Origin of the sequence: Shewanella sp. KCT (genome assembly GCF_007636505.1) — a bacterium.
Taxonomy (GTDB): Bacteria; Pseudomonadota; Gammaproteobacteria; order Enterobacterales; family Shewanellaceae; genus Shewanella; species Shewanella halotolerans.
Genome location: NZ_LVDJ01000001.1, coordinates 254,005 through 278,741 on the forward strand (window position 1 = coordinate 254,005; position 24,737 = coordinate 278,741).

The 24,737-nt window shown below is 54.0% G+C and carries 20 protein-coding genes; 15 read left to right on the forward strand and 5 right to left on the reverse strand.

Features of this window, described 5'->3' with window-relative positions:
• Positions 1-2: 2 nt before the first annotated feature.
• From AYI87_RS01150 to AYI87_RS01165, 4 genes are all read right to left on the reverse strand, one after another.
• The gene (locus AYI87_RS01150) at positions 3-2,906 is read right to left on the reverse strand and encodes a TonB-dependent receptor (protein ID WP_260865042.1); all 2,904 of its coding nucleotides are present in this window, start codon (positions 2,904-2,906) and stop codon (positions 3-5) included.
• Between the two features lie 477 nt (positions 2,907-3,383).
• Complete coding sequence (locus AYI87_RS01155; RefSeq protein WP_144198886.1) at positions 3,384-4,391, reverse strand: LacI family DNA-binding transcriptional regulator; 1,008 nt, start codon at positions 4,389-4,391, stop codon at positions 3,384-3,386.
• A gap of 23 nt (positions 4,392-4,414) precedes the next feature.
• A complete protein-coding gene (locus AYI87_RS01160) occupies positions 4,415-5,749 on the reverse strand; it encodes a glycoside-pentoside-hexuronide (GPH):cation symporter (protein WP_144198888.1) in 1,335 nt (444 codons plus the stop codon).
• 14 nt (positions 5,750-5,763) lie between these two features.
• A complete protein-coding gene (locus tag AYI87_RS01165) occupies positions 5,764-7,122 on the reverse strand; it encodes a GH1 family beta-glucosidase (protein ID WP_144198890.1) in 1,359 nt (452 codons plus the stop codon).
• 214 nt (positions 7,123-7,336) lie between these two features.
• On the opposite strand from AYI87_RS01165, the gene AYI87_RS01170 reads away from it, so the two are divergent.
• From AYI87_RS01170 to AYI87_RS01185, 4 genes are all read left to right on the forward strand, one after another.
• The gene (locus AYI87_RS01170; protein ID WP_144198892.1) at positions 7,337-8,596 is read left to right on the forward strand and encodes a sugar MFS transporter; all 1,260 of its coding nucleotides are present in this window, start codon (positions 7,337-7,339) and stop codon (positions 8,594-8,596) included.
• Positions 8,593-11,214 carry a glycoside hydrolase family 3 protein gene (locus AYI87_RS01175; RefSeq protein ID WP_144198893.1) on the forward strand — a complete coding sequence of 874 codons (2,622 nt, stop codon included), beginning with the start codon at positions 8,593-8,595 and terminating at the stop codon, positions 11,212-11,214. The genes AYI87_RS01170 and AYI87_RS01175 overlap by 4 nt, the downstream gene beginning before the upstream one ends.
• Positions 11,215-11,241: 27 nt before the next feature.
• Complete coding sequence (mak, locus tag AYI87_RS01180; protein WP_144198895.1) at positions 11,242-12,174, forward strand: fructokinase; 933 nt, start codon at positions 11,242-11,244, stop codon at positions 12,172-12,174.
• 318 nt (positions 12,175-12,492) lie between these two features.
• On the forward strand, positions 12,493-13,377 hold the full coding sequence (locus AYI87_RS01185; protein WP_144199397.1) for a DMT family transporter: 885 nt from the start codon (positions 12,493-12,495) through the stop codon (positions 13,375-13,377).
• 53 nt (positions 13,378-13,430) lie between these two features.
• On the opposite strand, the gene AYI87_RS01190 is transcribed toward AYI87_RS01185, so the two are convergent.
• Positions 13,431-13,928, reverse strand: a complete 498-nt coding sequence (locus AYI87_RS01190; RefSeq protein ID WP_011865496.1) for a glycine cleavage system protein R — start codon at positions 13,926-13,928, stop codon at positions 13,431-13,433.
• Between the two features lie 279 nt (positions 13,929-14,207).
• Here AYI87_RS01190 and AYI87_RS01195 point away from each other — a divergent pair, with 279 nt between their 5' ends.
• From AYI87_RS01195 to AYI87_RS01245, 11 genes are all read left to right on the forward strand, one after another.
• Entirely contained in the window at positions 14,208-16,466 is a 2,259-nt protein-coding gene (locus AYI87_RS01195; protein WP_144198897.1) for an ABC transporter permease subunit, read from the forward strand.
• 60 nt (positions 16,467-16,526) lie between these two features.
• Positions 16,527-18,179 (forward strand): phosphate ABC transporter permease PstA, encoded by a 1,653-nt coding sequence (gene pstA, locus AYI87_RS01200; protein WP_144198899.1) that lies wholly within the window; start codon positions 16,527-16,529, stop codon positions 18,177-18,179.
• A gap of 77 nt (positions 18,180-18,256) precedes the next feature.
• Positions 18,257-19,075 carry a phosphate ABC transporter ATP-binding protein PstB gene (pstB, locus tag AYI87_RS01205; protein ID WP_011865499.1) on the forward strand — a complete coding sequence of 273 codons (819 nt, stop codon included), beginning with the start codon at positions 18,257-18,259 and terminating at the stop codon, positions 19,073-19,075.
• Between the two features lie 48 nt (positions 19,076-19,123).
• Complete coding sequence (gene phoU / locus AYI87_RS01210) at positions 19,124-19,825, forward strand: phosphate signaling complex protein PhoU (RefSeq protein ID WP_011865500.1); 702 nt, start codon at positions 19,124-19,126, stop codon at positions 19,823-19,825.
• A gap of 394 nt (positions 19,826-20,219) precedes the next feature.
• Positions 20,220-20,642 (forward strand): tetratricopeptide repeat protein, encoded by a 423-nt coding sequence (locus AYI87_RS01215; RefSeq protein WP_144198900.1) that lies wholly within the window; start codon positions 20,220-20,222, stop codon positions 20,640-20,642.
• A gap of 41 nt (positions 20,643-20,683) precedes the next feature.
• Complete coding sequence (locus AYI87_RS01220; RefSeq protein ID WP_011865502.1) at positions 20,684-21,211, forward strand: hypothetical protein; 528 nt, start codon at positions 20,684-20,686, stop codon at positions 21,209-21,211.
• A gap of 267 nt (positions 21,212-21,478) precedes the next feature.
• A complete protein-coding gene (locus AYI87_RS01225; RefSeq protein WP_144198902.1) occupies positions 21,479-21,931 on the forward strand; it encodes a hypothetical protein in 453 nt (150 codons plus the stop codon).
• Between the two features lie 12 nt (positions 21,932-21,943).
• A complete protein-coding gene (locus AYI87_RS01230; RefSeq protein WP_144198904.1) occupies positions 21,944-22,309 on the forward strand; it encodes a hypothetical protein in 366 nt (121 codons plus the stop codon).
• A gap of 105 nt (positions 22,310-22,414) precedes the next feature.
• Positions 22,415-22,807, forward strand: coding sequence for a GFA family protein (locus AYI87_RS01235; protein ID WP_144198906.1), 393 nt, complete (start codon positions 22,415-22,417; stop codon positions 22,805-22,807).
• Between the two features lie 111 nt (positions 22,808-22,918).
• On the forward strand, positions 22,919-23,869 hold the full coding sequence (locus AYI87_RS01240; RefSeq protein WP_144198908.1) for a hypothetical protein: 951 nt from the start codon (positions 22,919-22,921) through the stop codon (positions 23,867-23,869).
• A gap of 182 nt (positions 23,870-24,051) precedes the next feature.
• Positions 24,052-24,696, forward strand: a complete 645-nt coding sequence (locus AYI87_RS01245) for a hypothetical protein (RefSeq protein WP_144198910.1) — start codon at positions 24,052-24,054, stop codon at positions 24,694-24,696.
• Positions 24,697-24,737 lie beyond the last annotated feature (41 nt).

Sequence of the window (24,737 nt, forward strand, 5' to 3'; positions counted from 1 at the left end):
GCTTAGAAGCTATAACGAGCGCCAATGGAGTAACGGGCGGCGTTTTGCTGTGCTAGCAGCATCTGCTCCTCGTAACGACCGTAGACGCGTTTCTCCTCACCCAGAATATTGATGCCTTCGGCGAAGATAGACAGGTTGTCGGTGAGCTGATAGCTCACGCTCATGTCTAGCTGACCATAGGCTTCGGTGAACTGAGGGGCTGGGCCACCGGCTTCGGCCTGACCCATACCAGAGAGGAAGGTGTCACGCCAGTTGTAAGCCAGACGCGCCTGCACGCCGTAGTTCTCATAGAATACCGAGAAGTTGGCCGAGTCCGACAGGCCGGGTAGGGCGAACTGCTCATCGACGCGCTCCACGTCGTATTCTGTATCACCGTCAACCAGAGTGTAGTTGGCGGCAAAGCCAAAGCCTGTGTCCCAGAACCAGTGCTGCCAGGCAAACTCAAAGCCGTTGATGTTGAGATCTTCGACGTTGTTGGGCTTGCTGATGTTCCACTCGGCCACAGGATCGCTGCCTGACTGCGGCACGCGGCCGTTGGCATCGCCATAACCGTTGTCGATCAGCCACTGGAACACGGCCTCATCGCTTGGGGTCTCATTATTGGCGATGAGCTCTGTACGGGCTTGCTCTGCGGCGGCACCAATGTATGGGTCACGCAGATGATCGTATTCCACCGTCTCTATGGTGTTCATCAGGAAGTTTTCCACTTCCTTGTTGAAGTAACCCACAGACACATAGCTGGCATCGTCATAGTAGTATTCCAGTGACAGATCGATGTTTTGCGAGCTGAACGGCTTAAGCGACGGGTTACCGGCAAAACCGGTACGCGAACCTACCTTAGGTATAGGCGTCAAGGCTGTGGTTGCGCGCATTGAGGCCAGGGTAGGACGTGTGATGGTGCGGCTGTAACTGAAGCGCGCAATCACGTTTTCTACAATCTCCAGGTTGATATCCAGGTTTGGTAGAAACTCTTTGTAGTCATGGGATTCATGGCTGTAAGAGAAGTCGTCGGCATAAACGGTCTGCCACTCGGTTGGGTTGAGCCACACCAGCTGCTGCGCCTCTTGCTGCATCGAACTGGCGGTGACATCGGTTTGCTCGTAGCGTAGACCCGCCACGATATTCAGCGGCATGTTGTTAAATTCGCTGTCGATGTTGATCTGGATATAGGCAGCTGTGGTGTCTTCCTTGATCAGGTGGTCGTCTTGCCACGGCGCTGACACATACTCCACATCGTACAGTTGCTGTGCCTTATCCATGGCTGCCTGCTGATCATAGGTGTAGTAGTAGGGAATCAACATATCGCTGCCGCCACCGCTAAAGTCAGACAAGAAGTCTGAGCCCAGGCCGACGTAGCTGACATCGTCTTTCCACAGCCCCATGTTGCCATACCAGCCGGCGCTGATCGGGCCTGTGTAAGAGCCCTGGGCGTGGGTTTCCATCGAGGTGAAAGAGACACCAAAGTCAATGGAGGATAGTGCGTCGTTGTTCTCATTTACCCATTGGCCGTCAAACTGATACTGATTGACGTCGGTTTCATTGCGACCGGCGCGTACTCCGGCAAACAAGGAGGCATAGTGCTCGGGCAGCAGGTGTGGCTCGCCGTTAGGATTCAGAGTGCCGTAGTTGGCGCCAAGCAGCGGGATCTCTGTGCTGGTGGCATCATAGGTCTTATCGGCGATGTTGAGCGCGCCCAGGATGAAGAACTTGTTATCGGCGTTGTCACCCAGGGTGCCTTCGGCGGTGGCGTTAGAGTCGTGGGCATCGAAGCTCAGCGTCAGGTTGTCGCTCGCTTGCCACTTGATGTTGAAGCCCAGGGACTTGTTGATGTTGTCCGAGGCGTTTTGCTGCATGGTGCCAGAGTAGTCGCCGCCCACTTCGGTCACATAATCGAAGGTGCCGTTTTCATTGATATGGGCGTTGGTGGCATTGCCCGGCCCCGAGAACCACAGACCCCAGGTGTCGGCATTGGAGACATCTGAGAGCTTGGAGTAGGTGTAATCCAGTGTCATCTCTATGTCATTGCTCGGGGCGTACTGGAATACCAACTGGGCATTGGTACGCTCTCGCTCGGTATCCTGGCTGGCAAAGCCAATGTTACGGGCATAGAAGGTGTTGCCGTAGGGATTTTGGTTTTCGTTAACGACCACGGCGTTAGGGTTCAGCTCGCCATCTATATTCTGACGCCAGCCATCTATGGTGGCGCGTTTGGTGTTGCTGTCACGCTTCTGATAAGAGGCCGTTAAGCCCAGGCCCAGCGAGTCATCCATAAAGGTGTTGCTGAAAATGCCTGAGATCTCAGGGGTGACAGAGCTGCCATCTTCCACACTGGTGTCATGATGGGCTTTTACCCCAACGCTGGCCACCAGATCCCGCGTATCGAAGGGGCGGGCGGTGCGGATGTTAATAGTCGAGCCAATGCCACCCGAGCTGATGTCGGCTTTGCCAGTCTTGTAGATCTCTACGCTGCTTACCGCATCGGAGGCAAGGTTGGCAAATTCGAATGAACGGGTAGACTCACCGGCCACCTGAGCGGTGGGCATGGTGCGATTGTTTAGCAACACCAGGTTAAAGTCGGGGCCAAAGCCACGTACCGTTACCTTGCTGCCTTCGCCGTTGACACGGTCGATAGATACACCCGTGATACGTTGCAGCGATTCAGCCAGGTTAGTGTCGGGGAATTTACCGATATCTTCGGCAGAAATGGCATCCACAACACCGGCGGATTGACGTTTAAGTTCCATGGCCTTGGCCTGTGAACCGCGTACGCCGGTGACTTGGATAACTTCAATATCGCCGTCAACCGCAGGGGCTTCTTCGGCAATGGCGGGTAGGGCAGACAGCAAGCCCAGCACCAGGGATACACTGGTGGCTAGCTTTGATTTTTTGAATTCTAATTGTTGCATCAGGTTCCTCTCCCAGAGACCCTCGGCTGCGATGCAGCTCGGGACGCTATTGTTGTAAAGCTTACAGGTTTGCATACCACTTCGCCTGCAAGTATAAATGTAAGCGCTTACATAAATTAAGATGATGACGTTTTCATGTCAACCATTTGTGGGGTAAATGTTTAAAAAATGTTTACATTAGTGGTTTGGGATACTTTGAGCTGAGGAGTTTAACTCTCTGTATTTTAATTAAAATATGTCATTTTTGGCGGTTGTTAAGATTTACTGAAAATGATGTAAGCGCTTTCATTTTTTGTTACCGTTAAGGCGTTTTTTCGGGGTGTTTGTTTGGCGCTAATTTAGAGTGTGTCGACTTGAGGACCAATCTTTCGAGTGGGATTAGCCTTTAGGCTTACCTTCGTGAGGTAAGCCTTCTGAGGGGAGTTCTGTGTGTTGGATTTTATCTGGTTAAGCTATCAATTCGCTAACGACGTAAATCTATCTTGTCTCTAGGCGCTGAACAGATTCACGCACTACCAATTCGGGTTCGAAACGGTGGCTGAAGCTGACCTCGCGATTGTCATACACCTCTTTTAACACCCAATTGGCGGCCATGCGTCCCATGTCCTGTATCGGGTTGCACACTGTGGTGAGCTTGGGGGAGATGTAACGGGGGAAAGGGATATTATCGAATCCCACGAAGGAGATATCCTGCGGTACCCTTAATCCGCGCTCCAGACAGAGGGCGATGGCTCCCGATGCCATCTGATCGTTGGCGCACACCACGGCGCTGAATGAGCTGCCACGTTCGAGCAGTGCCGCCATTCCCTCGTAGCCGCCTTCTTCGGTAAAGTCGCCCTCGAAAAACAGGCTATCGTCGAAGCTCAGCCCTTGCTCTGCCAGCGCCTGCTTATGGCCCTCGAGGCGCTCCCTGGCATCGAGCTTAAATAGCGGGCCCGAGATGTAGGCGATCTGCTTATGGCCATGTTCGACCACATGACGACTGGCGAGCAGGCCGCCCTGGAGGTTATTCAGGTGTACGCAGCGCTCTTCGATGCCGTCCACATGGCGGTTGATCAGCACCACAGGGGTCGAACCGCGGCAGAGCTCCTGCAGGTACTCATTAGAGAGGATCTCGGCGTCCACGATCAGGGCATCACAGCCACGGGAGAGCAGAAACTCAACCGCGTCTTTTTCCTGGGCGGCGTCGCTGTGGCCGGCGGCAATGATCACATGCTTGTTGGCCGAGCGCAGCGCCGATTCGACTTCCCGCATCATGGGGCCATAGAAGGGACCATCGAGCTGAGACACCAGCACTCCAACGCTGTTAGAGCGATTAGATGCCAGTGACTGGGCGATGCTGTTTGGACGGTAGCCCAGCTGCGCCATGGCATCGTGTACTTTCTGACAGGTCTTCTCGCTAACCTTGCCTGTGTTGTTGACTACCCGGGAGACGGTCGCTAGCGACACGCCTGCCAGGATGGAAACGTCATAAATTGTGGCCATAAGAGCTGGCTTTCCTTGAACTGCTATGTGCCTGAATGTTTTTGTTCCAGCGCCAGACTGATCTGTGCAACCCGGTGACTGTCTAGTGTATAGCGTCGCATGATAAAGGCAACCGCGATCGACGCCAGCGCCGGATACAGGGTAAAGCAGAGCACCATGCCATCCAGGGTCTCCTGGGATTGAACGGCATCGGCCTGATAACCGTAGGCGGCCAGCAGCCAACCGGCTAAGGCGCCGCCTATGGCCAGCCCGAGCTTGATAAAGAAGATCACCGAGGAGTAGACCAAGCCCGTGGTGCGTACTCCAGTCTTATACTGGCCATAATCCACGGTATCGGCCATCTTGGCCCACAGCAGCGGCGTGCCCATGTTGATGGTGAAGTTCCAGGCGACATAGAGCACCAGCGCCAGCAGGTACTGATCGCTGGGAACAAACCAGGCGAGCAGACACAGCGCCGCGGCTATCAGCTGCAGCCGGATATAGGCCTTGACCTTACACACCTTGTCGGCGAGCTTCTTGGCCAGCCCAACCCCGAAGATGTTGCCTATCACGCCACTGGTGACGAACAGGCTGATCATCTCTTCGCGGCCGAGCACATATTTCACGTAGTAGATGGCGAGGGTGGATTTCAGCACCAAGCCGGTTAACAGGAAGATGGCGGCGGCGGAGAGCACCCGCCACTGATCGTTGGCCCATAGCGCCTTGGTAGCGGCCTTTAGGTTGTCGCGGTTGTCATCTGTGGTGAAATCACGCTCCTTGGTGCCGGCAAAACAGAGTAAGAACATCAGGGTACCTAGAATGCTCATGGCCAGTATGGTGAGCTGATAGCCCTTGGCCTTATCGCCCGCGCCAAAAAAGTCCACCAGAGGCAGGGTGAGGGCGCTGACCATGAGTCCACCCAACATGGCGAACACGAAGCGATAGGATTGTACCGACACCCGTTCGGCCGGATTGGTGGTCATCGCCGCGCCCAGTGCGCAGTAGGGGATATTGATGGCGGTGTAGGCCAGCATCAACAGGGCATAGGTGATGAGGGCGTAGATCTCCTTGCCACTCTCGCTCAGATCAGGTGTGGTGAAAGCCAACACGCTGATGGCGGCGAATGGAAAGGCAAACCATAACAAATAGGGGCGGTAGCGCCCCCAGCGGGTGTTGGTGCGATCCGCCAGATAGCCCATCAGGGGATCGGTTACCGCATCCATGATACGCACGGCCAAAAACATGGTGCCGACGAAGGCGGCGGAGATCCCAAATATGTCGGTGTAGAAAAACGTCAAAAACAGCATGACGGTTTGAAATACGATGTTGCTGGCGGTATCGCCGAGCCCATAGGCAATTTTTTCTCTGACGCTCAACATGGCGACCTCCTTTATTATTTTTGGCTCATCGCGCGCCTGTGTGCAAGCATTCTCTGATATGCCTTGGCACTGGATTTGAGGGTGCGCTGCTGGGTGTCGTAGTCCACATATACCAGACCGAAGCGTTTGCGGTAGCCTTCGGCCCACTCAAAATTATCCATTAGACTCCAGGCAAAATACCCTCTAACGTCTACGCCGTCGTCGATGGCGTTGTGTACCGCCAGCAGGTGAGACTGCAGGTAATCGAGTCGCATCGGGTCGTGCACCTCGCCATCGCGAAGGCAATCGTCCTCGGCGGCGCCATTTTCTGTGATGTAGATGGGCGGTAGGGCGAATTCGCGCGACAGGTCTTTCAGGAGCTCGGTAAAGGCGCCCGGGCAGATCTCCCAGTCCATGGCGGTACGGGGCACGTTGGCAATGCGCACATCCTCAAAGCCCAGCTCACCACCGGCCTGATAGACGTTACGGGTGTAATAGTTGATGCCCAGGTAATCCATGCTGGCCTGAATGATCGCCATGTCACCGTCTTGTACGGGGGGTTGTTCGTCGCTATCCAGTGCAGCCAGAATATCGGGATAACGCCCCTGCATCAGTGGCATCAGATACCAGAGGTTGTGATACTCATGGGCGAGCTGCGCGGCGCGCACGTCAGCTTCGCTCGGGCTGTTGGCGTAGGCGGGACTGAAGTTCAGCACTATACCGGCCTTAGCACGCGGCGCCCCTTGGCGGATCTCCGCCATGGCCAGGCCATGGGCCAGCAACAGGTGATGAGCGGCTGCCCGGCCTTGCTTGCGGCTGTTATGCCCCGGGGCGTGAATGCCGGCCTCATAGCCAAGATAGGCGCTGCAAAATGGCTCGTTCAGGGTCGAGTAGGCATAGACGCGCTCGCCGAGTGCCTGCACCACCACCCGGGTGTAATCGGCGAAGGCGAGGGCGGTCTCCCGGTTGAGCCAGCCACCTTTGTCTTCGAGGTGTTGGGGAAGATCCCAGTGATACAGGGTCACAAATACCTTGATGTTGCGAAGGTTTAGTGCGTCGATTAGGCCAGTGTAGAAGGCGATGCCTTCACGATTGACGCTGCCATCTGGGTGCAGCACCCGACCCCAGGAGATAGAGAGGCGATAGGCATCCACGCCGAGAGAGGCGATCAGGCTGACATCTTCACGCCAAAGGTTGACATGATCGCAGGCCACCTCGCCATTGGACCCATCGGCAATCTTACCCGGCTGGGCACAGAAGGTGTCCCAGATACAGGGCTGACGGTGGGCGATGTCGCCCTCAATTTGAAAAGAAGCGGTTGCTACCCCAAACAAAAAATCCTGCTGCATCATGGCGGAATCACCGGGCAGGGTGAAAGCTGGTATCTGTGTCATTGTTGTTCTTGTCCTGAATCTACCCCTTGTTTTTACCGCCTTGCCCGCCATCGATGTCAGTGCGTTCAATGATTGAGAGGGCAAAATAGGTTGACAAGGGTTAACGTAATGTTAAAAATGAAAGCGCTTACATTAATCTAGTGGCAGAACCCAAAAAGGTCAACCACCAATCAGGTTCACACAGCTCAAAGCAAGAATTTAGAGGGGAGAGAAGATGGCAACCACACCTAGCCAAAGCGTTGCGGCCACGGGGATCGACGGTGGAGCGACAAATTACCGTTTCGCTCTGGGTTCATTAACCACCTTGTTTTTTATGTGGGGCTTTATTACCTGCCTAAATGACATTTTGATCCCGCATCTCAAGGCGGTCTTTAGTTTAAATTACACCCAGGCGATGCTGATCCAATTCTGCTTCTTCGGCGCCTACTTCTTGGTGTCCGTGCCCGCGGGAGTCTTGGTGAAACGCCTGGGTTATCAAAAGGGAATAGTCGTTGGGCTGCTGACGGCGGCGCTTGGCTGCGGTCTCTTTTATCCCGCGGCTGTCTCGGCAAGTTATGGGGTATTTCTTGGTGCACTCTTTGTGCTTGCCAGTGGCATTACCCTGTTGCAGGTGGCGGCAAATCCCTATGTCACGGCCCTCGGCGCTGCCGAGACAGCGTCGAGCCGTCTAACCTTGACACAGGCGTTTAACTCTCTGGGTACCACAGTCGCGCCAGCCTTTGGCGCCATGCTGATCCTGTCGGTTGCGGCCGGCGCCTCGGCTGAAGCCGAGGCGGAAGCGGTGAAACTGCCTTATCTGCTGCTTTGTGGCATGTTGCTGCTACTGGCAGTGGTGTTTGCGCTGCTGAAGCTGCCTCATATTCATGACCAGGAAGATGAAGCACTTGGGGGAGATGCAAAGCCAGCCTCTGCTCTTAATCATCGTCATCTGGTGTTGGGCGCCATAGGGATCTTTGTCTATGTGGGCGGCGAGGTGGCCATCGGCAGTCTGTTGGTGAGTTTTCTCGGGCAAACTCATGTGGTAGGCATGGCCGAAGCCGAGGCGGCGCACTATATCGCCTTCTACTGGGGCGGTGCCATGGTCGGGCGCTTCATCGGCGCGGCCGTTATGCAGAAGGTGCCGGCGGGTAAGGTGTTAGGTTTTAATGCGGCCATGGCGGCGATATTGGTCGTGGTGGCCGTGATGAGTCAGGGCGCCTTGGCCATGTGGGCGATTCTGGCGGTGGGGCTGTTTAATTCCATCATGTTTCCGACCATCTTTAGCCTGGCGCTGAAAAATCTTGGCCCTGTTACGGCTCAGGGGAGCGGTATTTTGTGTCTCGCCATCGTGGGCGGCGCCGTGGTGCCACTGGCCCAGGGGGCGATCGCCGATGTTGCAGGTTTGTCTATCTCCTTCCTGCTGCCCGTGCTCTGCTATGCCTACATTCTTTTCTATGGCCTGAGTGGCTCTAATCCTTGTAAGGAGCGCCCATGAAACTGAGGTTATCACGTACCGCGGCTCTTATCTGTGGCGTGCTTGGGTTGAGTAGTGTTGCTACGCCAAATTTGCTCGCCTCCACAAACAATCAAGCTGAAACTGCGGGCAATAAGGCATCAGCGGCAACAAGAAACATAAGCCTCTGGCCACAGGGCGTGTATCGAGCCCCCGTGGATGCCGCACTGGAGGCCAGGGTCGATGCGCTGCTGGCCAAGATGAGTCTTGAGCAGAAGGTGGCGCAGGTGATTCAGCCCGAGATCCGCGATTTTAATGTCGAGGATATGCGCCGGGTTGGCTTTGGCTCCTACTTAAATGGCGGCGGCTCTTTTCCCGCCAATAACAACCATGCGACAGCGGGGGATTGGGTAGCACTTGCCGATGCCATGTATCAGGCGGCCATGGATACCCAATTAGATGGCATTGCTATCCCGCCACTGTGGGGCACAGATGCGGTGCACGGCCATGGCAATGTGTTGGGGGCTACCCTGTTTCCCCACAATATCGGCTTAGGTGCGACCCACAATCCGGCGCTCATCAAAGCGATTGCCGCGGCGACCGCCAAAGAGGTGCGTGCCACAGGTATAGACTGGGTGTTTGCCCCTACAGTGGCACTGGTGGACAATCTGCGCTGGGGTCGTAGCTATGAAGGCTATGCCCGGGACCCAGAATTGATCGAGCGCTATGCCCAGGCGTTTGTTGCGGGCATGCAGGGGGAGGGGGATGCCTGGCTCGATGGCGCCCATACCCTGGCAACCGCTAAACACTTCATTGGCGATGGCGGCACAGAAAATGGCGATGACAGGGGCGATACCAAGGTGGATGAACAGACCCTGATCGCGCGTCACGCCCAAGGCTATGTGGGCGCGCTGGCTGAAGGGGTACAGACGGTGATGGCCTCTTTCAACAGCTGGAAGGGGGAAAAGCTCCATGGCAGTCACTACCTGCTCACAGAGGTTTTGAAACAACGCCTTGGTTTCGATGGTGTGGTGGTTGGCGATTGGCTGGGCCATGGCTTCGTGCCCGGGTGCAGCTATGAGCAATGCGCCACGGCCATCAACGCCGGGGTGGATATTTTGATGGCGCCCGGTGACAGCTGGAAGGCGCTCTATCCCAACACCATCGCCGACGTTAAATCGGGCGCCCTGCCGCAGAGCCGTCTCGATGATGCGGTGAAACGTATTTTGCGGGTGAAGCTGCGTGCCGGGCTGTTTGACGGCATATCACCGTCGAAGAGGCCACTCGCCGGCGATGCCAGCTGGATTGGCCATCCGGATCACAGGGCCCTTGCCAGAAAGGCGGTGGCCGAGTCTTTGGTGCTGCTGAAGAACAATCCGGTAGATGGCAAGCCTTTGCTCCCCATCAAGGCATCGGCTAAGGTGTTGGTGATAGGCGAGGGTGCTGACGATATCTCCATGCAGGCCGGCGGCTGGAGCATGACCTGGCAGGGCACGGAAGTCACCAATGCCGACTTCCCCGGCGCCACCACTATTTTTGCCGGTATCGCCAGCGCCCTCAAAGCAGCCGGCGGTGAGGCGCGCCTCAGTGTCGATGGCCATGTCCCCGATGATTTCGAGCCGGATCTTGTTTTGGCAGTATATGGTGAGTCGCCCTACGCCGAGGGCAATGGCGATCTGGACAATCTCGAGTATCAGCGCGGTGATAAGCGGGACCTGGCCATGCTTAAAAGGGTTAAGGCCGCGGGGCTACCTCTGGTGTCTGTGTTTTTGTCGGGGAGACCGCTGTGGACCAATCCTGAGCTGAACGCATCGAATGCCTTCGTCGCCGCCTGGTTGCCGGGTAGTGAGGGGGCTGGTGTGGCGGATGTGCTGATAGGCGATACGAATGCCAAACCCAGGCAGGATTTTGTGGGTCGGCTGCCATTTCCTTGGCCGGCTGCGCCAGGCGATGACGGCTGGCCGCTCGCTAACGACGGTGAGAATGGTGCCGTAGGTCAGTCAAAAACGCCGCTGTTTGCACTCTGGCAAGGCATGAGTTACCAGCGCATCGAGGCGCTTGCCAAGCTCGATGAGTCCATTGGTCTGGATGACGCTCCCCTGAGCCTGGCGATTTTCGATAAGGCGATCAAGGCGCCTTGGCACCTGGCGGTTGGCGATGAGATCGGCATGCACAGGGTGGGGGCGGGTCTGTGGCAAGCGGGCGCCTGGTCGGTGAGAAGCATTAACCGTGAGGTGCAGGAAGATGCACGCCGCTTCAGTTTCGGCGCGCCGGGTAGTTTAAGTTTCCGCGACGACTTCCCTATGGACCTTCGCCGGTTTAACCACAAGAGCGCCGTGATAGGGTTTGACGCCGCGCTGGAGAAGAAACCAGCGAAAGCCGAGCTGTCGATGCAGTGCGAGGGGGCCTGTGGTAAGACATTGAACCTTGCCGACACTCTGGTGGCCGATGGTCAGTGGCGGCGTTATCAGGTGCCTATTGCCTGTTTTGCACTAGATGTGAACGCCCTTGGGCGTGTGTTTAGTCCCATGGTGCTCGCCATGGGCGCTGGAGATAGCCTGGAGCTGTCCAACGTGGCCATCGAAGAGGCTCAGGAGCGAGGCAGCGACCTTGCGCCATCATCCATTTTACTGTCTGACTGCGGTCAGGATGCATTCTAACTAAGTTATCTGTATTGGGAGAGCGGTATGTATTGCAGCGGAATCGATCTGGGGGGCACCAAGATAGAGTTGGTGACCCTGAACGAAAATGGCGAAGAGGTGTTTCGACAGCGCGTCCCCACGCCCAAGGACTATCTGGCTACCTTGGAGGCGGTCGCCGCTCTGGTTCACGCCTCTGAAATCGAGACGGGCCAGATATCTAGCATAGGTATAGGCATTCCGGGTGTGGTCTCCTCGGTTACTGGTCGGGTAAAAAACTCTAACGCCGTGTGGCTCAACGGTCAGCCTATGGATAAGGATCTGGGGGCCATGCTACAGCGTGAGGTGCGTATCGCTAACGATGCTAACTGTTTTGCGCTCTCCGAGGCGGTAGATGGTGGCGGCGCCGGTAAGGCGGTGGTGTTTGGCGTCATTCTCGGCACAGGCTGCGGTGGCGGGATAGCCATCCACCACAAGGTACACGGCGGCGGCAATGGCATAGGCGGTGAGTGGGGCCACAACCCCTTACCCTGGATGACGCCAGAGGAGTTCAACTCTACTCAATGCTTCTGCGGCAATGCCGACTGTATCGAGACCTTCGTCTCCGGCACCGGCTTTGTGCGGGATTTTCGCGCCCATGGCGGTGAGGCGGCCAGTGGTATCGAAATTGTCTCCTTGATGGCCCAGGGCGATCCAGCCGCCGAGGCGGCCTTTGGTCGTTTCATTGATCGTTTGGCGCGGGCACTGGCGCATATGATCAACGCCTTAGATCCCGATGTGATCGTGCTGGGGGGCGGTGTGTCGAATATTGACCTTATCTATGAGTATCTGCCGGCGCTACTACCCAAGTATGTGCTCGGAGGCGAGTGCGCCACGCCTGTGGTGAAAAACCGTCATGGCGCCTCATCTGGGGTTCGGGGCGCCGCCTGGTTGTGGACGCCGGGTGAAGATACTCGCTTGCCCTCGTTGGCGGCTGGCTGAAAGCGGCTTTGTCTGTGTAAGGTCAGTACTACGTAACTGACCATCATTTTTCTGTCTGTCTCACCTCAAGGATGAGGGGCTTTTGTACTTGTGTTTTTGGCGCCCAGTCTGATTGTGGCGCCTTTTTTTATGCCTCATGAATCCACTTTTCTATTATCTGCATTGCTTGCTAATCGTGGCTTGACGGCCCACTTTCCATTTTAGCGTCTTGACTGTTCTGTTTTTTATGTTGAACGAAGCGTTGTAAATGTTTAGGCCGCTCGGCAGAATAACGGATTGCCTTTGGCGTAATGGAATGGGGGATGTGTGGCAAATTTGATGTTATTGGTGGCAGCAGCCATTTGGGGCCTTGGCTTTGTCGCGCAGCGCCTGGGGATGGATCATCTCGAGCCATTTGCCTTCAATGGCCTGCGCTTCGTGATAGGCGCGCTGAGTCTACTGCCACTCATCTGGATGATGAAACGTAAGGGCAGATTAAAAGGCGTTGCCGATAAAGATTTTTTACGCCGGACTATGATTGGCTCCCTCGCTTGTGGTGGCATCTTGTTTATCGCCGCCTCCTTTCAACAGGTGGGCTTGCTGCACACCACGGCAGCTAACGCGGGTTTTATTACCGGGCTCTATATCGTGCTGGTGCCTGTGCTCGGCCTGCTGCTGAAACACAGCACGGGCACCAATACCTGGGTTGGCTGCGCCGTTGCGGTAGTGGGACTCTACTTTTTGAGTGTGGGCGATAACTTCAGCGTCTCTTACGGCGATGGCTTACAGCTTATCGGCGCCGTTTTTTGGGCCATGCACATCCTGGCGGTGGATCATTTTACCAATAGAGTGGCTCCAGTAGTGCTGGCTTGTGGTCAGTTCCTGGTATGTGCCCTGGCAAGCTTTATGGTGTCGCTGGCGCTGGAAACCACCACAGTGGCGGGCATTCAAGCGGCTTGGGCGGCACTGGCCTACGCGGGGCTGGTCTCGGTTGGGGTGGCCTATACCCTGCAGGTGCTGGCGCAAAAGCACGCCCATCCGGCCCATGCGGCCATCATCTTGAGTCTGGAGACGGTATTTGCCGCCATTGGTGGCATCTTGTTTCTCGGTGAGAGTCTCTCAGGCCGGGCGCTGTTTGGCTGTGGCTTGATGCTGCTGGGCATGCTAATAAGCCAGTTGCCGCTGCGCTATCTGGTGAAATCCAGGCACCAAAAAGCGGCATAATTGCCGCTTTTTTTCTTGCGCGATTCTTACACTAATAAACGATTACGCTCTGGTTAATCGACGATATCCAATACCACGTCGTCACCTATGGTGTAGAGGGCCTGAGTGAGGCGCTGCTCGGCGGCCTCATCTTTAACGCTCAGGCTAAAGTTGGCGCGAAACAGGGCAACGCCCGTGTGGCTGGCCGTCTCGTAATGGGTGGATAGTCGCTCGATGTTGGCGCCCAGTTCATTGATCTTGTTAGAGATATCATGTACCAGTCCGGGTCTGTCGTAGGCGACCAGAGAGTAGCGACGTATGGTCTGCGGTGCCTGAGTCTTACGGGTCTTGGCGTAGGTGAGGGTGAGGCCTTCGATGCATTCCAGATTTTCCAGCAGGGTGTCCCAGTTGGCGGCGGGGACTTCCAGTAGCAAGATGGCGGCGAAGATGCCGTCGATGTGGCGCAGCTCAGAGTCGAGCCAGTTACCGCCGTGGCGGCTGACGCTGTGGGCTATCTGTTCGACCAATCCTGGTTTATCGGCGACTTGCAGGGTGACTAAATATCGTAACATTTCGCATAGGCTCCATCAGTTGGTTGAGTGCGGTATCGCCACGCACCCCGGACGGGGCGCGGTTGAATCAATTTCCGGCATTAACAATATGAAAAGCGGCTGAAAAAGTTTAACAAGCTCCTATAATGATGACATTTTCTGGCTGTAACATTAGTGTCATCTTTGCGTCATATAATCCCGACTGTCAGAAAAGGGCTTGCCTCGATTCACTATAGTTAACATAGCAGAAACGACAATCCCAGCGAAAACTCTACTGAACAAAAATTAACGAGGTTCTTAATGGAAACTCAGGTCATTCAACCTGGTTCTACTGCAACAGATTTGTTGATGGGCAAGGGCTCCAGCAAGCGAGCATTTAAGGATAAGCTCACCCAGATAGGGGTGACTTTGGGCGGCACCATGGTGTTTGTGGCCCTTTTGCTGATCTTTTTCTACCTACTCTATGTTGTAAAGCCGATTTTCGATGGGGCAGATGTCACGCCAGTGATAAATGTCGAACTGCAAGACGCCAAATCGCCTGCACTTATGGTGGGCAGCGACGAGCAAAACGAGATCCTCTACCGCGTGTCGCAGGATGGCGGGGTCAGCTTCTATAGCGCCCTGAGTGCCAGCCTGGTCAAGCAGGAGCAGATAAATGTGCCTCAGGATGCCGAGATCGTCAGCAGCGTCGCCGGTGTACCAAGCGAGCAGCGCTTTGCCTTCGGCCTCTCAAATGGCCAGGTGATCATTGCCGGTGTGAATTTTGCGGTGACCTATCCAGGCAATAAACGCCTGATCACCCCAAGCCTGCGTTATCCGCTGGGCGCATCGCCGTTGCAGGTGTCTGAGTCGGGCACGCCGCTTTATCAGCTGGCCTTCGCCTCGGCCTCTGACAAACTCAGCTTCGCCTACCATGATGCCAATGGTCGCTGGTTCCTGACTCGCCACAACGGCGAAGAGAACATGATGACCGAAGAGGTGGAGTGGGAAGCCACTACCAGTCAGATCCAGGAGGCGCCTGCCCAGGTCGATCAGCAGTTGATGACGCCAGATCAGCGCCAGCTGCTGCTGCGCTCTGGCAATCGCCTGTACGTTTACGATATCCGCTATGTGGATGAGATCGCTCTAAGTCAGGTGATCGAGCTTGAACGTGCCAAGACCAAGGTGACAGACGTTGCCTTGCTGGCCGGCGCCAGCTCTCTGCTGGTGAGCTATGACAATGGCCAAATCTTCCAATATTTCCAGGTGAATGGCGACAAGGGTCGTCAGTATCAGGAGATCCGCGAATTTAAGAACAAGGCGGGCGTGAAGCGCATCGCCGGTGAGTTCTACCGTAAGAGCTTCGCCACCGTGAGCGAGTCTGGCGAGCTGGACCTGCTTTATACCACGAGTCAGCGCAAACTCTTCACCGAGACTTTCGATCTGGCCCACGCCACCCAGATGGGCTTTAGCCCACGTGCCAACGCCCTGGTGGTCGAGGCGGGTAACAAGCTGCATCTGTTTGCGGTGGAAAACAGCCACCCAGAGGTGTCTTGGAGCGCCATGTGGAGCAAAGTGTGGTACGAAGGTTACCCCGAGCCGCAATATGTGTGGCAGTCGACCTCAGGTTCGGATGACTTCGAAGCCAAGCTCAGCCTGATGCCGCTGGCCTTTGGCACCATGAAGGCTGCGCTGTACGCCATGCTATTTGCGACGCCGCTGGCGATTGCCGGCGCCGTCTATACCGCCTATTTCATGTCGCCAAAAGTGCGCGCCGTGGTGAAGCCGACCATCGAGATCATGGAAGCCTTGCCGACGGTTATTCTCGGCTTCCTGGCCGGTCTCTGGCTGGCACCGCTTATCGAGGATCACCTGCCGGGGATCATCATGCTGCTGGTGCTCCTGCCTATCAGTATTTTGTTGACGGCGCTGGGCTGGTACAAGTTGCCGGGTCGCTGGAAGCAGCGCCTGCCTGAGACATACCAAGAGCTGATGCTGATACCTGTTATCTGTTTCGTGGGCTGGTTTGCCTTCTATATCAGTCCGAGTATCGAAGTGGCCTTCTTTGGCGGCGATACCCGTCTGTTTATCACCAATGAGTTGGGGATCACCTTCGACCAACGTAACGCGCTGGTAGTGGGCATCGCCATGGGCTTTGCGGTTATCCCGACCATCTTCTCTATCGCCGAAGACGCCGTGTTCTCTGTACCGCGTCACCTGTCTAACGGCAGCCTGGCGCTGGGCGCAACTAACTGGCAGACCCTGACTCGGGTAGTCTTGCTTACCGCGAGCCCGGGGATCTTCTCGGCCGTCATGATGGGCCTTGGCCGCGCCGTGGGTGAGACCATGATCGTGCTGATGGCCACGGGTAACACCGCCATCATGGAGTGGAGCGTGTTCGAGGGGATGCGTACCCTGGCGGCCAACATTGCCGTGGAGATGCCTGAATCGGCTATCGGCAGCTCGCACTACCGCGTGCTGTTCCTGGCGGCCTTCGTACTGTTTATCTTCACCTTCCTGTTTAACACCATCGCCGAGGTGGTGAGACAGCGTCTGCGTGAACGCTACAGTTCACTCTAAGGGAGGCTGGCATGTTATCGATTTTTAATTTTTCGCCTGTGACGTTAAGAGGCCAATGTAATGGGTAAGTGGTTTAAGTCGGGTTCCCCCTGGATCTGGATGACAGGTGGCGCCGTGAGTATCAGTTTGATCGCCGTGTTGGGCTTGTTGCTGTTGATCGCCTGGCGAGGATTGAGCTACTTCTGGCCGGCAGATATCTACCAGTGGGAAGTGGTGGATCAGCATGGCAAGCGCTCAACCATTATCGGTGAGATCTACGATAAGGAAGAGGTGCCAACCGAGCGCCTGATCTCTGCCGGACACAAGTTTAGCGAAGACCCAGGTGAGCTGGTAACCCGCTACCTGATCAAGACGGGTAACCGTGAGTTCGTTGGCCTGGATTTTCGTTGGGTGTTGGGGACAGATATTCTGTCGCGCACCACACCAACGGATGTGGCAAAACTCGAGCGTACTAAGAACGGTGATTTCTTCGGTTATCCCATCGCCATCATTGAAGATGGTAAGCGTCTGGCGCTAGACGATGTGGAAGCCTCGTTTGAAGAGCATATCGAGCGCGCGGTCGCCCTGAGCGACAAAGCCACCACGCTGCAAAAGCGCGAGATTGGCGCGGTTAACTATGCACTTGAAAATCTACGTCTGAAAGAGCGTCGTTTTGAACTGGACAACGCCCTGACCGACAGCCGTAAGGCAGAGCTAGCGGCGGAGCGTGACAAGCTGCAGGCCGATTACAAGGTACTCGAAAAAGCCTTCTTCGACCTGCGTGCAGAGGCGGGCCGCGATGCGGTGATCGTCCGTGACATGCGCGGCGAAGAGGTGACGTTACAGCTCGATAGTATCTTGGGTGTTACTTACTCTAACCACCTTGGCATCATGGGTAAGATTGGCCACTGGTTTAGCGGCGTGGGTAACTTTGTTAGCGCCGATCCCCGTGAGGCCAACACTGAGGGTGGTGTGTTCCCGGCAATCTTCGGTACCGTCTTCATGGTGCTGCTGATGGCGGTGATTGTGACCCCATTTGGCGTGGTTGCGGCTATTTATCTACATGAATATGCGAAGAAAGGCCCAATTACTAAGATGATCCGCATCGCAGTGATTAACCTGGCGGGTGTGCCATCGATCGTGTACGGCGTGTTTGGTCTTGGCTTCTTCGTCTACATGCTGGGTGGCTCAATCGACCAACTCTTCTACCCAGAAGCATTGCCGGCACCGACATTTGGTTCACCCGGGGTGATCTGGTCGGCGCTGACCCTGGCTATCCTGACCCTGCCTGTGGTGATCGTTTCGACCGAAGAGGGCCTGAGCCGCATTCCTAGCTCTGTCCGTCAAGGCAGCCTGGCACTGGGTGCGACCAAGGCTGAGACCCTGTGGCGCATCATCATCCCTATGGCGAGCCCGGCGATCATGACAGGGCTTATTCTGGCGGTTGCCCGCGCAGCCGGTGAGGTAGCGCCATTGATGCTGGTGGGTGTGGTGAAGCTGGCACCGACCCTGCCGATCGATATGAACTTCCCCTTCGTGCACCTGGAGCGTAAGTTCATGCACCTAGGTTTCCATATTTATGATGTGGGCTTCCAGAGCCCCAACGTTGAGGCGGCGCGTCCCTTGGTTTATGCGACCTCCTTCCTGTTAGTGTCTGTGATCGTGAGTCTTAACCTGACCGCCATCGCCGTGCGTAATCACCTGCGTGAGAAGTATCGCTCGCTGGAACACTAACCTAAAACCCGAATTAATCGCGCCTGGGCTAGGCTAGGGCGCGAATAACCTTTATCCTGAAGTGATTAGGAACAGATATGATTTCGATAGATCAGTCGGTAATGAAAACAGAGACTTTAGACTTAAATAATTTAAGCAGCGAGCAGACCGCACTTGAGATCCGTAACTTAGATCTAAAATATGGCGACAAGCAGGCCCTGTTTGACGTGTCGATGAAGATCCCTAAGAAGAAGGTGACTGCCTTCATCGGCCCCAGTGGTTGTGGTAAGTCAACCTTGTTGCGCTGCATCAACCGCATGAACGATCTGGTGGATAACTGTAATATCGACGGTGAGATCCTGCTGCACGGCCAAAACATCTACGACAAGAAGGTAGATGTGGCCTCATTGCGCCGCAACGTCGGCATGGTGTTCCAGCGTCCAAACCCTTTCCCTAAGTCTATCTATGAGAACGTGGTTTACGGCCTGCGCCTGCAGGGCATCAACAACCGTCGTCAACTGGATGAAGCCGCCGAGCGCTCACTGCGCGGCGCCGCGATTTGGGATGAGGTGAAAGATCGTCTGCATGACAACGCCTTCGGCCTGTCAGGTGGTCAGCAGCAGCGTCTGGTGATTGCCCGCGCCATAGCCATCGAACCCGAAGTCTTGCTGCTCGATGAGCCAACCTCTGCACTGGATCCTATCTCGACCCTGACCATCGAAGAGCTGATCACTGAGCTGAAGGCTAAGTATACCGTGGTGATCGTGACCCACAACATGCAACAGGCGGCACGTGTCTCGGATCAGACCGCCTTCATGTACATGGGTGAGCTGGTGGAATATGCCGACACTAACACCATCTTCACCACACCGAAGAAGAAAAAGACCGAAGATTACATCACGGGTCGTTACGGTTAATTGGGCCGCTGCCAACTGAATTGCAAGAATTGATAAGGTTGAATGTCAATGGAAAACATGAACTTAAATAAACATATCTCGGGTCAGTTCAATGCCGAACTCGACGATATTCGTAACCGCGTATTGGCGATGGGTGGCCTGGTTGAGCGTCAACTGGAGCAGGCCCTGGACGCCTTAGGTAACCTGGATGCCGATCTGGCGCAGAAGGTGATTGACGGTGACCACAGCGTCAATGGTATGGAGGTCTCTATCGATGAGGAGTGTACCCGTATCATCGCCAAGCGTCAGCCTGCCGCCAGTGACTTGCGTCTGATCATCGCCATCTCTAAGACGATTGCCGACCTTGAGCGTATCGGCGATGCCTGCGTGAAGATCGCCGCCGCGGCGCTGGATAAGCGTCTCAAGAACCAGCAGCCACTGCTCGTGAGCATAGAGCATATGGGCCGTCACGCGACCCGCACCCTGCACTCAACCCTGGACGCGCTGGCGCGTATGGACGCCGACGTGGCCATCGAGCTGCACAAGGAAGATAGCAAGCTAGATAGCGAATACGAAGGTATTATCCGTCAGCTGATGACCTACATGATGGAAGATCCTCGCTCTATCCCTGAAGTGCTCGACGTACTCTGGGCAGCGCGCGCGGTCGAGCGCGTGGGCGACAGATGCCAGAACATCTGCGAATACATCATCTACTATGTTAAGGGTAAGGACGTACGTCATACCTCTTATGAAGAGATGAAGCAGATCTAAGCTCAGCACTGAGTCTTAATTAAAGAAAAGCAGCCTAAGGGCTGCTTTTTTGTGTCCGTTATACTCTCAGAAATGTTCTTCATTGCCTGCTTAAGAAAAGCAAGTTGGACAAATTTGTGCTTTCAGAATGGGAAAGTTCTCTTAGATGATAATGGTGAATTTGGAATATTTACTACTGATATCGTGATGCAGATGGTGAATCTATTGTCGAATATTCTGTATTCTTCATTTTTGTCAGAGTTATTCCCATTTTTGATAGGTTGCTGTTTTAGAAATTGCTATTAAAGTTTGCTGATTTATTACAAAATCTAGAATAATGAATTTAGATAACGTTTTATCTAACCAAATTTTTATATAGCTAAGCTAGCTATACGTTAGGGAAGTTGTGAGAGTCATGGAAGTTTCTGAGTTATCCCCATTGATAGAATCTATAAACAGTTTGTCATATCGTTTTACCTTCATGGCCGGATTATTAACGGTTTTCTATCTAACATGGTGTGTTCGCCTTTTTATGAGTTGGTTTAGAGACGATGCTAGTGATCGCCCTCCAGAATTAATTGGGGCTGATCTACTGATCGAGCAAGCGAGATATGAACAGCTTTTTAAGAAGTGCCATCGATTGTTAAAGCGCCGCCCAAACAATGTTGAGGCTCACTGGTTTATCGCTTTGTGCTATTACCACAAGTCTCGTTACGATAAGGCAAGGGATTATTTCCTTAAAACTAAAAAGGCAAATCCTCATTGGGCCGAAGGGGTAGATGTTTATTTGGGTTACATGGATAAGCTTGAAGAGGCCGATGTCGCTGTACAGCATTGATGCTTCCAGATTTGATTTTTTAAAAATTATGAGTCTTGATTATGATTGCTAAATCACTTTTGATCGGTTTAATGTCTTTGGTACTCGCTTCATGTGGCGCAACTCCTAAGCAGGAGAGTGCACCAGTTCAGGTAAATGGTTCCTCAAATATCAACAGGCCAACCTTATTCTTAGCAACACCTGAATTTGCCGGAAACCTGGACGTCGACAAGGTGGCAAACGAATGTTTTATGCTTCAGACATTATCTGATTCAATACGGGCATCGGCAGAAACCTACCAGGCTAATATCCTTGTAGATAGATCGAGAAATAGTGAAATGCCCGATGAGTACATGCTCCGTGTTACCTATATCGATGTGACGCCACATCGCTGGGTATTATTTTCCCTGAGGCCAAGTTCTACCGCGACGCTAAAAGTCGACATTGTCAGGAATGGTGAGGTGGTCAGGTCTACTCAAAAGGCGATTGGCTCAGGGGTCGCATTAGGTGCATGTGATCGGCTAGAGAAAATAGCGGAAGCAGGTGGTCGATTTGTCGCTAAGTGGTCGACGCAACAAGACTACAATTAACGGTAATTGTCATTATTCAGCTTAAAGGATAGCAATGTCATTTGTGCTTTATCAGACGCGGTGAAGCAGATCTAAGCTAAGCACTGAGTCTTCATTAAAGAAAAGCAGCCTAAGGGCTGCTTTTTTGTGTCCGTTTTTGGAGTAATTGTCTTACTTGGTTGCTAACTGCTTGATGCGTTTTACTATTTGCGCTAGTGTCCTTAGCCAGAACGGATATCGAACGAGAGAATGGCGCCGATGAATAGAGCGAAAGGCGTTTAAGCGGTTATGGCATGGACCTGTCCTCACTGCGGCTGGAAAGATAAACCCAGTCAGCACAAATATTATGCGTCGAAGGGTTTGACTCGGCCCTGCTGTGAAGTGTGCAATCCCTCATTTAAGCAGAGACTTCCAGGCCTAAGGCGAGACCTTATTATCGGCTCATTTTCAAATATCTATATGGGCTGTGGCCCCTTGGCCTCCTTGCCCTATATTCCCCTGGTGATGCTGCTACCCGTCGCCGTTTTCTTTTGGGTTCACGGGACTTTGGCCAGCGTGTTAAGCCTGCTGCTATTTTTCACAGGATGGCTTAGTAATGCTTATATCGCCACCAAGCTTGGGGAACTGATTCGCCATCGCCTGCAGCGAGGTAGGTCGATTTATGGCCTTGTGCTTGGCTATTACGCGCCTTTGTTGCTGGTGCTGGTAGCGGCGCTGATATTGGCGCCATTTTTTATTTAACAGGGAGATGTTATGGATATATACGATATTTTTCAAAACTTCAGAATCAACGATTTAGCAAGGGAAGCGGGACAGGCGAAGTCTCACGCCAGAGCCAATGAGGTCAGCTTGCAGGGCCTTCAAGATCAGATAGATCACCTCTCCATGGTGTGTCTTGCCATGTCTGAGTTACTGGAGGAGATAGGCTTTAACAAGGAGATGCTGGTCGCCAAGATCCAGGAGATCGATCTGCGCGATGGCAAGCTCGATGGAAAATTTACCCCGGCCATTCATTGCTCCGGTTGTGGTAGAAAACTAGCGCCGCGCCATGTTACCTGTCTCTATTGTGGCGCCAAGGTGAAGAGTGACTCTGTGGCGCAATCGCAACATGGTCGCTAATTTTTTATTGAGAACAAACGTCTTGGAAAGCTTAAACGATGCGCTAGCAACTTAAGCGCTAGCAAACTAGGCACTGTCAAGCTAAGCGCTAGCGAGGAGAGCAAGATGAAACGAGTCGGTAATACCGAGATTTTGTCTGTGCACAAGGCGAGCTGCCATTGCGGCGCGGTGGAGTTGGCCTTGAGTCTACCCAATGGCATACAGAAGCCCAGGCGCTGTGATTGCTCTATCTGTCGCCGCAAGGGGGCTATCGTAGTCTCGGTGACGCTAGACGGACTAAGCGTCGTTAAGGGGCAAGAGCAGCTTAAGATGTACCAGTTTAATACCCATACCGCGAAGCATTATTTCTGTGGAATTTGCGGCATCTATACCCATCATCAGCGCCGTTCTAACCCGAATGAGTATGGTGTTAATTTGGGATGTCTCGAAGGCGTGAATCCTTATGATATCGGCGAGGTGGTTACTAGTGACGGGGTGAATCATCCTGCCGATAACTAGCCTGGCTTGGGCTTCGAGCTCTGGGCTGTTTGGCGGTTTGAGCGCTACTATGATCTAAAAACAGCTTAGTTCCGACTGGGGATGGGATGATACACAAGGAGATCGGTTGTCGTGTTTGAGATGTTCGATAAGGGTATTGGCCGCAAGATAAGCGCTGGTGTCGCACTCTTGTTCGCCCTCGTATTAGCCTATAGCTTAACCAAGGGAGGCTACACGTACATCAAGGATGTAGCCCAGACTAAGCCCTTGTTTATTTATACTAATCCCGTCTGGGGGCTCTGGTTTATCTTACTGCTTGGCGCGCGCCAAAGCGTGAGCTTGTTGGTGACTGTGCTTATCTTGTTCTCCTTGCCCCTGTTTGCCGCCACCGCCTTCTATCTTGGCTATTGGCCGCTAAGCACCTATTTGATCGGCGGCGAGGTGCCGAGCCTAGGTCAGCTAAGCGATTGGTTTCTGACCTTAGCCTACGGACCCTACGGGGCGCAGTTTGACTACTTTGCTATCGCCAATCGGCTGTCAAACTTTCCTTTCTACCGCGAATCTATGTTGTTGGTAATGTGCTCTATGGCCCTAGCCATGGCGGCGTTGATTCCCACCGCCCACACAAGTTTGATTGAGTACTTGGCGGCCAGACGCGACCTGGATGAAGTACAAGTAAGCCCTTGGTCCATGTTACTGTCTTTGCTTGGTCAGATAGTGTTGATCGCCCTGTTTTACAACATTGTCTACCCGCTGTTTTCCTTCGCTGGCACTTTGCCCATGGGGCTTAACTATCTGGCGGTCTGGACACTCTTGCTTACGCCGCTATTTGGACTTGGCGTGGCGCGCTTTAATCGTCGATTGTCTGGTGAGCAAAAGCTAGGGGTCTGGTTGGTGCGTTACTTTGCCTTGGCCTTACTGACTATCTTGGTGGGGTATATCTGGGTGAATATCGATAACTTACTGGCAATTTTTGCCCTCATCAGGCAGGGCGAAAGCAAGCAGCTGCTCTCATTACTGTTTTTGTTGAGCCCTCTATTTGCCCTTTACATGTTAACTAGCGTCAGAAAGGGGAAGGCGTAATGCAGAACCATCTGACTTTAACACTAGTGGCGCTCACCCTTGCGCTGCTACAAGCCGGCTGTACGCAAGAGTCCTCATCGACTCGCATGAAAGAGTCTTCAACTGCTTCGAATAAAGAGTCCTCAACTTCTTCTGATAAAGTGTCTTCAACTTCAGGTAATGAAGAGTCCTCAACGGCTCGTATGAAAGAATCCTCAACGGCTCCGAATAAAGAGTCTTCAACAGTTTCTAAAGAAGAGTCTTTAACGGCTAACCAAGACGAGTCAAGGCTTGGTAGTGAACAGGCAAGGCCAATAACAGAGGCCTCGCTCATCGTCATCCCTGGACAGCAGTTTGGGGTTATCCAGAAGGGGGCGAATCTGGATGAGATCCGCAGCAAATTGGGGGAGGCCAATATCACCGCAACCGAGATTGGTCTAGGAGAAGGTGAGACAATTGCAGGTTTTGTGGCCTTTAAAGGTGAGTCTGAGCGCGAGTTTCGCTTTTTCTTCAATCAAGATGGCAGTATGACGGCGCAGATTAGCGCGCCCGAGAGTCGGTGGCGACTGCTTGGTGAGATAACCATTGGCACTAGCCTGAGCCAAGTTGAGCAAGTCAATCAGGGGCCTTTTAGTCTGTATGGTTTCGAGTGGGACTATGGTGGTCAGGTGACTAACTGGCAACAGGGTAAGCTGGCTCAGTATGAGCAGAGCCTCACCCTGACGTTCACGCCGCTTGAGTTTAACGAGGCTGCCATATCGCTTATGGGGGCTCGTGAGTTTAGCTCTAATGATCCTAAGATGATCGCCTCCGACCCGCGTGTCAGCGAGATCTGGGTGACGCTATGAGCCGCTTCTGTTGAAGCCCGTTGTTGGAGTGCATAAGCCTG